This window comes from Neisseria sp. HMSC065D04, assembly GCF_001815675.1.
Taxonomy (GTDB): domain Bacteria; phylum Pseudomonadota; class Gammaproteobacteria; order Burkholderiales; family Neisseriaceae; genus Neisseria.
Genome location: NZ_KV821496.1, coordinates 84,282 through 94,279 on the forward strand (window position 1 = coordinate 84,282; position 9,998 = coordinate 94,279).

Annotated in this window: 7 protein-coding genes; 2 read left to right on the plus strand and 5 right to left on the minus strand. The window is 43.4% G+C overall.

Annotation, left to right across the window (positions count from 1 at the left end; all coding sequences use genetic code 11):
* Positions 1-196: 196 nt before the first annotated feature.
* The 5 genes from tssH to tssK all read right to left on the minus strand — a co-directional run bounded on the left by tssH (position 197) and on the right by tssK (position 7,314).
* Positions 197-3,016: a type VI secretion system ATPase TssH gene (gene tssH, locus HMPREF3050_RS04315; RefSeq protein WP_070773653.1), complete on the minus strand. Its 2,820-nt coding sequence runs from the start codon at positions 3,014-3,016 to the stop codon at positions 197-199.
* A gap of 71 nt (positions 3,017-3,087) precedes the next feature.
* On the minus strand, positions 3,088-3,576 hold the full coding sequence (locus HMPREF3050_RS04320) for an Hcp family type VI secretion system effector (RefSeq protein WP_003760091.1): 489 nt from the start codon (positions 3,574-3,576) through the stop codon (positions 3,088-3,090).
* Between the two features lie 71 nt (positions 3,577-3,647).
* Complete coding sequence (locus HMPREF3050_RS04325) at positions 3,648-5,288, minus strand: OmpA family protein (protein ID WP_070773655.1); 1,641 nt, start codon at positions 5,286-5,288, stop codon at positions 3,648-3,650.
* 18 nt (positions 5,289-5,306) lie between these two features.
* Positions 5,307-5,966 carry a DotU family type IV/VI secretion system protein gene (locus HMPREF3050_RS04330; RefSeq protein WP_070773657.1) on the minus strand — a complete coding sequence of 220 codons (660 nt, stop codon included), beginning with the start codon at positions 5,964-5,966 and terminating at the stop codon, positions 5,307-5,309.
* 1 nt (position 5,967) lies between these two features.
* Entirely contained in the window at positions 5,968-7,314 is a 1,347-nt protein-coding gene (gene tssK / locus HMPREF3050_RS04335) for a type VI secretion system baseplate subunit TssK (protein ID WP_070773659.1), read from the minus strand.
* Between the two features lie 168 nt (positions 7,315-7,482).
* Here tssK and tssB point away from each other — a divergent pair, with 168 nt between their 5' ends.
* Both tssB and tssC read left to right on the plus strand, forming a co-directional pair.
* Entirely contained in the window at positions 7,483-7,980 is a 498-nt protein-coding gene (gene tssB, locus HMPREF3050_RS04340) for a type VI secretion system contractile sheath small subunit (RefSeq protein WP_003760099.1), read from the plus strand.
* A 40-nt stretch (positions 7,981-8,020) separates the two neighbouring features.
* Complete coding sequence (tssC, locus tag HMPREF3050_RS04345; RefSeq protein WP_003760102.1) at positions 8,021-9,550, plus strand: type VI secretion system contractile sheath large subunit; 1,530 nt, start codon at positions 8,021-8,023, stop codon at positions 9,548-9,550.
* Positions 9,551-9,998: the final 448 nt, after the last annotated feature.

The window sequence follows — 9,998 nt, forward strand, 5'->3', positions numbered from 1 at the left end:
CCGTACTGGTTTAAAGTTAATCCACTATATAATGGGTTTCAACAATACGTTAGCTATAAAAAGTCGTCTGAACTAAGAAAAGCTTTTTTTCAGACGACCTTTCTAATGGCTATTGAGATGCGTTATCAATAAAGTGAAAGATTAATGAAGATCGTCTGAACAACATAATGATTTCAGACGACCTATTCTCTTCCCATTATTCAAATAAAACGTCTATTCCGTCTTCGCCCAACTCCAATTTTGCATGTTCAGGCATATGCCCCGCGGTTTGCTGCCATTGCAAAAAGCTTTGCGCGATGGCAGGCATGACTTGGCGATTGAGCAAATGGTCGATATTGCGTGCACCGCTGTCGCCGGTAGTGCAAGAATCAGCCAGAAGCGCTGCAAAATCTTCGCTGTAACTGAGGCGTGTTTGATGTGCTTCGTACAGTCTGTCAGCAATTTTGTCCAGCTTCAGTCTGACGATTTGAGCCAATGCCTCTTTTTCCAACGGACGATAAGGAACAACCTGCATACGCGCCAACAGAGCGGCTTGGAAATGGTCTGTCAGTATCGGACGAATCGCTTCTGCCAACTCTTCCAGACTGAATTCAGGCGTTTCATCGGTTTCAATAGGGTCGTCTGAAACGCCGGCGTTTTCAGACGAGCCATCCGGCATTTGTGCAGAAAGTTCGACTTCAGTGTCCACAATCTGCTCTTGCGCGTTTTGCTCTTTACCCTCTTCTGCAACAGCTTCTTCTGTTTCTTCAGGCTCTTGCGGTTGCAGCAATTGGGTCAATTCGTTCGCACCCAAGTTTGACGTCATCAGGATAACGGTATTTTTGAAATCGATTTCCCGACCTTCGCCGTCACGCATCATGCCTTTGTCGAAAACTTGGTAGAAGAGGTTGAGAATGTCTTTATGGGCTTTCTCAACTTCGTCCAATAATACGACGCTGTAAGGTTTTTGACGTACTGCTTCGGTCAAAACGCCGCCTTCGCCATAACCGACATAACCCGGAGGCGAGCCTTTGAGTTGGGAAACGGTATGCGCTTCGCGGTATTCGGACAGGTTGATGGTAATCAGCGATTTTTCGCCGCCGAACAGCGCATCTGCCAAAGCCAGCGCCGTTTCTGTTTTACCTACGCCGGACGGACCGCTCAACAGGAATACGCCCAATGGGGAATCGTTGGTTTTCAAACCTGCTTTAGCGGCTCTCAAACTTTGCGCGATAGCATGAATGGCTTCACTTTGCCCAACCACGCGTTTCTCAAGCAGGCTTTCCAGTTGCAGCAGGTTTGCCAGTTCGTCTTTGAGAACGCTGCCTGCGGGTACACCCGTCCAATCGGCAATAATATCGGCAATTACGGTCTCATCAACGCTGGTGAAAATCAACGGTTTGCCGGCGACAACGGCATCAAGCTGTTGCTGTTTCTCGGTCAGACTGTGTTGCGCGGCTTGTCGCTCTTCAGAAGTCAATTCTGTATTCTTGGCAGCTTCCATCAAGGATTGGATTTCATCCGCCAATTGTTTTTCTTCCTGATATCGGCGGTTCATTTCTTCGCGCTCTTCATTCAATTGGGCAATCTCTTGCTCAACTTGTCGAATGTTATCTTGCTGCGAAGCATTCAGACGACCTAATTGCTTATCGGCATCCAATGCTTCCAGTTCGCGCTGCAGTGAAGAAATTTGGGCATCCATCAAACCGAAAATATGAGGCACGGTATCCAAACTCATGCGGACGCGTGCGGCTGCCGTATCCAACAAATCTACGGCTTTGTCCGGCAGTTGGCGGCCGGTAATATATTTTCGGGAAAGTTGTACGGCTGCTATGACGGCGGAGTCCTGAATATGGACTTTATGGTAAGCGGCATAACGTTGCTTCAAACCGCGGAGCATGGTGAACGCAGCCTCATCATCGGGTTCGTCAACTTTGACCATTTGGAAACGGCGTTCCAACGCGGCGTCTTTTTCAAAGTATTGTTTGTATTCGCTCCAGGTTGTCGCTGCGATGGTACGCAACTCACCCCGCGCCAAAGCCGGTTTTAAGAGGTTGGCTGCATCCGCGCCGCCTGCACTGTTTCCGGCACCGATTAACGTATGCGCTTCGTCGATGAATAATAAAACGGGTTCTTCAGAATTCTGAACAGCCTCGATAACATTGCGCAGGCGTTGTTCAAATTCACCCTTCACCCCCGCACCCGCTTGCAGAAGACCTAAGTCCAACACCAATACTTGGGTGTTTTCCAATATCTTAGGCACCTCGCCTGAAGCGATTTTCAATGCCAGACCTTCTACCAATGCAGTTTTACCGACACCCGGTTCGCCAACCAGAATCGGGTTGTTCTTACGGCGACGCGACAGAATATCCATCATTTGACGGATTTCGGTTTCGCGTCCAAATACAGGGTCAATACCGCCCTGAGCGGCTTTTTCAGTCAAATTGACGGTAAAACGTGCAAGCGCATCGTTTTGTCCTGCTGTAGCGGTTTGTTGGGGTTTAGATTCCGCTGAAACTGTATGCTGACCTTCTTCTGAAGCCGGCTGCGCAAATGTATTATTCTTACCTTCGATAGAAACTTCGTCCAACCAAGTTTTCAGACGACCTATCTGTGTTTCAGTCAGGCTTAATAAGGGCCATGCTTCCTGCGTCATCAGACGGTAAGGAGATTTCAGCAATGCCTGATACAGGAAAGCCGAACGGATCTCAGATGCACCTTCGTCACTTGCCAACAACCATGCATCCGACAATAAACTAATCAATGATTTAGACAAAGAAGGATTACCACGAACATTGCGTGGAAGTTTGTCCATCGTACTCAACAAAGGATTCCAAATATTTTCTAAATCAATTTCGTAACGCCTCAATAAGGCATTAACGTCTCCATCCCCTAGTTCGAGCAATTTGATAAATAAATGGTCAACCGTAATTTCGGCATGACCTCGTGTTTGACATAAGCCGGCTGCAGCTTCCATCGCCTGCTGACAATGCGTGTTCAGACGACGTAATAATAATGCTTGATCATGTGCAGACATTTGATATCCCTGATGTAAAAATGTGTTATAAAAAAGTGCTACCTTTATCAGGCAGCACTTTATGTGGATTATTAAGCGCGGCTTTCGTTCCAGCTGTCGGAATGAATGATGTTTCCGTCTTTATAAGTCCAAGTGATTTTTTCGTAACGCAATTCAACGCGTTCCAAGTGATTGTAACGTTCGCGAGCAGGGTCTTTGATATTGTGCATTACAGGACCTACTGCTACAACTTTAACGTTGTCCAGTTTGGTATTGAAATACTCTTTCTCTTGACCAGAAGCGTCAATTTGGTACCACTTGATTTCTACTTCTTTCAAAGTTTGACCAGTTGTTACTGCTTTGTACAGGTATGGTGAAGAAGCATCGTATTCTTTGAACAATACGATAGGTTCGTGAACGCGAGTACCTGTCAGTTTGCCGGTATTGGCATCCGTAGGAATACGGACATTGTGCAGAAACTCAACGATTTCAACGCTGTCTTCGCGACCATTGACGTCAACAGAACCTTTAATAACGGAACCGCCGTCGTCTTTCAACCACATATAAGCAGGAATTGCCATATTTTTACTCCTTAGTTTTATTGAAAACGCCTTAAGTTGTGAGGCTTAAAGCAACTTGTGCTGCATTAAATTTACTGTTTTACAGCCGGAATCAGTATGATCTCAACCCTACGGTTTTTGGCCTTACCTTCTTCCGTCTGATTATCTGCAATAGGCTTGGTATCACCCAATCCTTTAACCTCAAACCGACTCTCCGGAACATTAGAAGAGATAACCAACCAATCTTTGACCGATTGAGCACGCTTTTCTGATAACTGCTGATTAGAAACAGGATTTCCAACATTATCAGTATGTCCTTCAACTAAAATTCGTGTATCAGGATGTGACTCGATTGCTTTTAATGCACCAATCAATGCTTTATTGGCATTATTTTTTAGTTCAAACTGACCTGTTTCAAACAAAGCCAAGCTGTCTAAAGTAATAACTACAGGTTTCACAGGTTCCGGTTTTATCGGTTTTGGAGGTGGAGGATCTTTCGGCATTAAGGCTTTTAACTTTGGAATATATAAATCCGCACGATATAACCCTAATCCTAAATGTGCTGGTACACCCTCATCACGGTATTTCTCAAGCAATTGCAAATCCTGCTTTAGCAATACCAAATGTTGTTGCCGCTCATTTGAATTTGCCTCAGACCGAACATTTTCTATATGCCGGCTGATTTGTTCTATTAAACGGCTATTGTTTTTCATAGAGAAAAACGAAGCAGATAAAAAACCTAATGCACAAACAGATAATACTTTAAAAAGTATATCAATAGCATGATTTTTATGATAAACGGTATATTTATCTGACAATTCGGTATGAATATATTGAAATTGATTACCTTGATAATTATTAAAAGAATGGATTAACCCTTGTGTATTCTTAGAAATATAAGTTGCCCATACTGATTTGGCTTGGCAGTCTCCATCGTCAACTACGCTTAAGCTGCGTACATCGACATATTCCCACCCCCCGTCTGTACGATTCAACAATTGCTCTTCGACGCAATTGAGTGCCTCAATCAGCCATATATATTGACAACCGTTTGATTGTTTATTTTGCTGTAAAAACTCAATAGACAGACTTTCTTTAAAATCAGTAAAAAACTGATTAATATTTAATACATTCCATCTGCCCTGTGTTTTTAAGGCAAAAAATAGCTCTCTTTTATCTGAAGACTCTTTGAAAAGAAAGGGGGCACGAATAACAAAACTTACAGGTATAGATATACCCATTTTTTTCTGCAAAAACAATATATTGCGCAACCACCCCCGCATAACCATAGATACATCGGCATTTATGGCGGGAGACAACACCAGCTCTATGCTGAGTGAGATTTGTTTACGGGCTATATTCTGAAGCAGATTCCAAACTACAGTGTATAAATGTTCTGGATTAAAAATATTTATATATACTGTGTCATCATACCTCTCGACTAAATTCGACATCTTCACTGCAGAATCAGGCATACGCAAAACGTAACGCCCAGTAAATCCAGTATTATTTAATTCTGTCGCAATTTGCTGCCAAACTTCTGAACCGATACTGATATTTTCCTTGTTCCTACGCTGCCTGATTAACCAAGCACAAAATATAGCAACAATTGACAAAGCTAGAATACCGCCTTTCAGCATCCAACTAGCTTGCCAATATATTGCCAATACATAAAACAGTATAAGCTCAACTACTATAAAAATAATGAAAGACGAGAGCTTTTGATAAGTCATTATGAAATTACTCTAAATTTATAATGCTTGAGTTTGTTCAGCCAAAGTATCCAGATAGTATCCAAATGCAAAATAAGCTACTACTGCAATAACAGAACAACAGATAAATACCCATATCGGACTAATCGTCAGCAAACTCTTAAGAGGCATGCTTTTACGATCGACATAGAATATTTGCCCATCTTGAGTTACCGCATTGCTAGACAACCCGGCAACCATTTTTTTCAAGCTATTTTGTGAATTTTGAAGAGCCATTTCATCTAAAATATAACGTCCCTTGAAGCCTAAATTGATTACACTCAAATATGCCTCGGCGATCAACGAATTGGCACTGCCTGTTTTGCACAGCTTTTCAATTTTGTCACACAATACATCGCCTGCATTGTATGATTGGAAGAAATGTACTTGCATGGGATTCATTTCCCACACTTCTCGATCACTTCCTTGCAAATTCTGCAATGCAACCTCATCCAAAAGCGCACACTGCGCATAAGAAATCTCTTCAATCTCCTCTGCACTACGACCAGAGCTTGCTAAATTCTTTCTTAAATTATCTACCAAAGTTTTGCCATACTCATACCATGTTGAGGCATGCTCGGGACTAAAACCTGCCGATAATGCGGATACGGTCAAAGCAGTATCTCTTAATTCACTTCGAATCAATGGATTATGGTTCATATTAAATACTCACTACTGCAAATAAGCTTAAATGTAAATTGGGTATAGATGTTGGAACGTAAATACTACATACCTGCGATTGCATCATTCTTGAAAATGCCACATGCCGTTTGTCTAATCTGAAGTAAACATTATCCATTCGGAACGGCAAACCAGGAGGGGTTTGATTCAACAACTGCAAAGGCACTCCCATTACTGCCGTATTGATAACGCGTTCCACGTCTTCAGGTGCACCAATTTTGCTAACCAATGGCAATTGCTTCTGCAATTCAGCAAAAACAACGGAATCAGAATGTGCCGAGATATAAAACTCCGCATTATCATCAATTCTGCTGTCAAATATCTGAGCACGCCAATGTGTAGATTTTGTATGTTCTAACGACAATTCGATGACAGGCGATGGAATGACTTCATCTAACAGACTGCGGATTTTCAACTCCAAACGGTTGAAGGTTCCAAACAGATCAAAATGATCGTATGGTTCCATCTCATTCACAGATTCACTCACCCTGAATGTGTACAACATACCAAGTAAACGAACCAAGAGCTTATAAAGCTCCTCTGGATGTTGCTGCGGATAATCATTCAAATGTTTCAATTCAGGATAAATCGTATTTAATCCGTGCAAGAACCAGAACAAGGTCGAGTCAGACACAGAAAAATCGACCGTATTTTCACTACGCGCCCGGCGGCGGGCGGATAAGTTATCTATACGGGACAACACCAGCAAAGTGATTCTATTCAGACATGAAAGTAAAACTTCCGAACCTGTAATCGACAATAATGGAGGGATGTAGTCTTTAGACCAAATCAATGCCCCATTCTCGTTTTTTTCCACTACGCCGATGGGGCATGTAATGTAATCGTCATTATCCTCGAAATCAAAACGAATTTGTAAATTTAATTGCTCAACGGCAAGTTCTGCCCCCTCAGCGGAAAATAAATCCTCAACTTGCTCGAACTTTTTCACAAACCGTCTAGGGGTATTTCCAGCCCCGTTTTCATCCACCAAATTCGGTACATGCGCTTGATAAACCGGGAGAGCCAACAGCACTGTATTTCTTGCTCTCATAGGCAGGCTATTAATATCACGAACTTCAACAGAGCCACTGCCCGACTGCAAGTCGATTAGAGTTCCGTCCGGCAGGCAGGCCTGAAGCTCATCCAATTTAATTTTTCCTAATTCAAGCGTCTGCTGGTCGAACTCGCAACGAAAACATCCCCACTTGAATTCACCCATCAATTTTATTACTGTTGCATAAATGTAACTATTAAAAACGTTTTGTTGTTGGAAGTGCTGAGGAGAGAGCAAGACACCCTCTTCCCATAATGGTTTATGAAATTTCACTGTTTATACCTTTTAAATACCTTTTGTCAGATAAATTTTGAATGCAATAGACAACAGTATACCTAACATTTATACTATTTAGATAGAAATATATCCAAATTTAGTATTTATATTTCATTTGAAACGAAAGATTTTCCCTTCAACACATAACAGAGAATAGGATTAGCCGTGAGCAAAAGTTTCCAAAACGAAGTTCCACCTTCACGTATCAATATCAAACTAGACCTCCATACCGGAGGCGCACAGAAAAAAGTCGAGCTTCCGCTCAAACTTTTAGTCACCGGTGATTACAGCAATGGTCAAGACAAACGCGATCTTGCCGAAAAAGAAAAAGTCAATATCAACAAAAACAACTTTGATTCCGTATTGTCCGACTTCAATCCTAAAGCCAACCTGACTGTAAAAAACACCCTCTCCCCGGCCGGCGGCGAGATGAACATCAATTTGAATTTCAAATCTATGCGGGATTTCCACCCGGAACAAATTGCACAAAATGTTCCCGAGCTGCGCGCTTTATTGGCTATGCGCAACCTGCTCCGTGATTTGAAATCCAACCTGTTGGACGATTCTGCATTCCGTCGCGAACTGGAAACCATCTTGCGTGACGAAAATCTGTCTGCCGAACTGCGCGACCGCCTCGAAAAAATTGCACCTGTTAACAAATAAAACACAAGGTCGTCTGAAAACACCCGTAAGGATTTAAAATATGCAAAAACGCCAAGAAGCCCAAACAACCGTTATAGAACAAGAAAACACAGCCAGTGTTTATGAAGCGCTGTGCCAAAAAATCAATTTAAACGCCGTCGACTCCGTCATCGACATCGAACAGTTCCAAAGCGCCGAAAAAATGTCCGAAGCCTCTGCGGATGAACGCATCGCAGCAGCGGTCAGCGTATTTTTAAAGATGATTCAAGACTCATCTCAAAAAGTAGAACGCCTCGACAAAAGCCTGTTGGACTACCACATCGCACGCATTGACGAACAGCTCAGCCGCCAATTAGATGAAATCCTCCATAACGAAGAATTCCAAAAAATCGAATCTGCATGGCGCGGTTTGAAATTCTTGGTTGACCGTACAGACTTCCGTCACAACGTTAAAATCGAAATCCTCGACGTCTCCAAAGAAGACTTGATTCAAGACTTTGAAGACGCACCCGAAATCGTCCAAAGCGGACTGTATCGCCACACTTATAGCAACGAATACGACACCCCGGGCGGCGAACCTATCGGCGCAGTCATCTCCAACTACGAATTTGACCGCAGCCCGCAAGACATGGCTTTGCTGCGCAATATTTCACGCGTCTCCGCTTCTGCACACATGCCATTCATCGGCTCTGTCGGCCCATCTTTCTTCGGTAAAGAAAGCATGGAAGAAGTCGCCGGCATTCAGGACTTGGCGAACTATATGGACCGTGCCGAATACATCAAATGGAAAAGCTTCCGCGAAACCGATGATGCGCGCTATATCGGCTTGACCCTGCCCCGCTTCCTTGCCCGTCTGCCTTACGGTAGCGATACAGTTCCTGTACGCAGCTTCAATTACGAAGAACAAGTTAAGGGCACCGAACACGATCGTTACTTATGGGCAAACGCATCCTTTGCCTTCGCTGCCAACATGGTTCGCAGCTTCATCAACAACGGCTGGTGCGTTCAAATCCGCGGACCACAAGCCGGCGGTCTGATAGAAGACTTGCCTATCCATATGTATGATTTGGGTACCGGCAATCAAGTAAAAATCCCTACCGAAGTCCTGATTCCCGAAACCCGCGAATTTGAATTTGCCAATTTGGGCTTCGTACCGCTGTCTTTCTATAAAAACCGCGATTACGCCTGCTTCTTCTCGGCCAACTCAGCGCAAAAACCTGCGCTCTACGAAACCAAAGAAGCGACGGCAAACAGCCGCATCAATGCCCGTTTGCCTTACGTTTTCTTGCTTTCCCGTCTGGCTCACTATCTCAAGCTGATCCAACGCGAAAACATCGGCACAACCAAAGACCGCCGTATGCTCGAATTGGAATTGAACACTTGGATCAATACATTGGTTACTGAAATGACAGATCCAAGCGACGAGTTGCAGGCAACACATCCTTTGCGTGAAGCCAAAGTCTTGGTTGAAGATATCGAAGACAACCCCGGCTTCTTCAAAGTCCGTCTGTTTGCCCGTCCTCACTTCCAAATCGAAGGCTTGGATGTAAATCTGTCCTTGGTATCTCAAATGCCGAAAGAGAAAAAATAAACCCTTGAATAACGGTATCGCATGATTTGTCTTCCATATATTCATGCAATGAATCATTAAGACAGCAGACCCTTAGTTGTTTGCTGCCGAAGACAATCTAAAATGGTGCTGAACTCAAGCGGTCGTTCTGTATTTGCTACATGAACGACCGCTTTATTTTTTGGCAAATGAAATTCGTTAGGACGACATCGCGTCTTCTCCTTATATAGTGGATTAAATTTAAATCAGGACAAGGCGGAAGCCGCAGATACAGTACAGATAGTACGGAACCGATTCACTTGGTGCTTCAGCACCTTAGAGAATCGTTCTCTTTGAGCTAAGGCGAGGCAACGTCGTACTGGTTTAAAGTTAATCCACTATATTGTCTAAATGCACTTCAGCCATCTCATTGTTCCATTATTCTTTTATAAAAACCAAAAGGTCGTCTGAAACCATTTCAGACGACCTT

Excerpts from the sequence above, each read along its gene's own strand:
- HMPREF3050_RS04320 (WP_003760091.1), bottom strand. The coding sequence starts at position 3,576 with ATGGCAATTCCTGCTTATATGTGGTTGAAAGACGACGGCGGTTCCGTT.
- HMPREF3050_RS04325 (WP_070773655.1), bottom strand. The coding sequence starts at position 5,288 with ATGACTTATCAAAAGCTCTCGTCTTTCATTATTTTTATAGTAGTTGAG.
- tssC (WP_003760102.1), top strand. The coding sequence starts at position 8,021 with ATGCAAAAACGCCAAGAAGCCCAAACAACCGTTATAGAACAAGAAAAC.
- tssH (WP_070773653.1), bottom strand. The coding sequence starts at position 3,016 with ATGTCTGCACATGATCAAGCATTATTATTACGTCGTCTGAACACGCAT.
- HMPREF3050_RS04330 (WP_070773657.1), bottom strand. The coding sequence starts at position 5,966 with ATGAACCATAATCCATTGATTCGAAGTGAATTAAGAGATACTGCTTTG.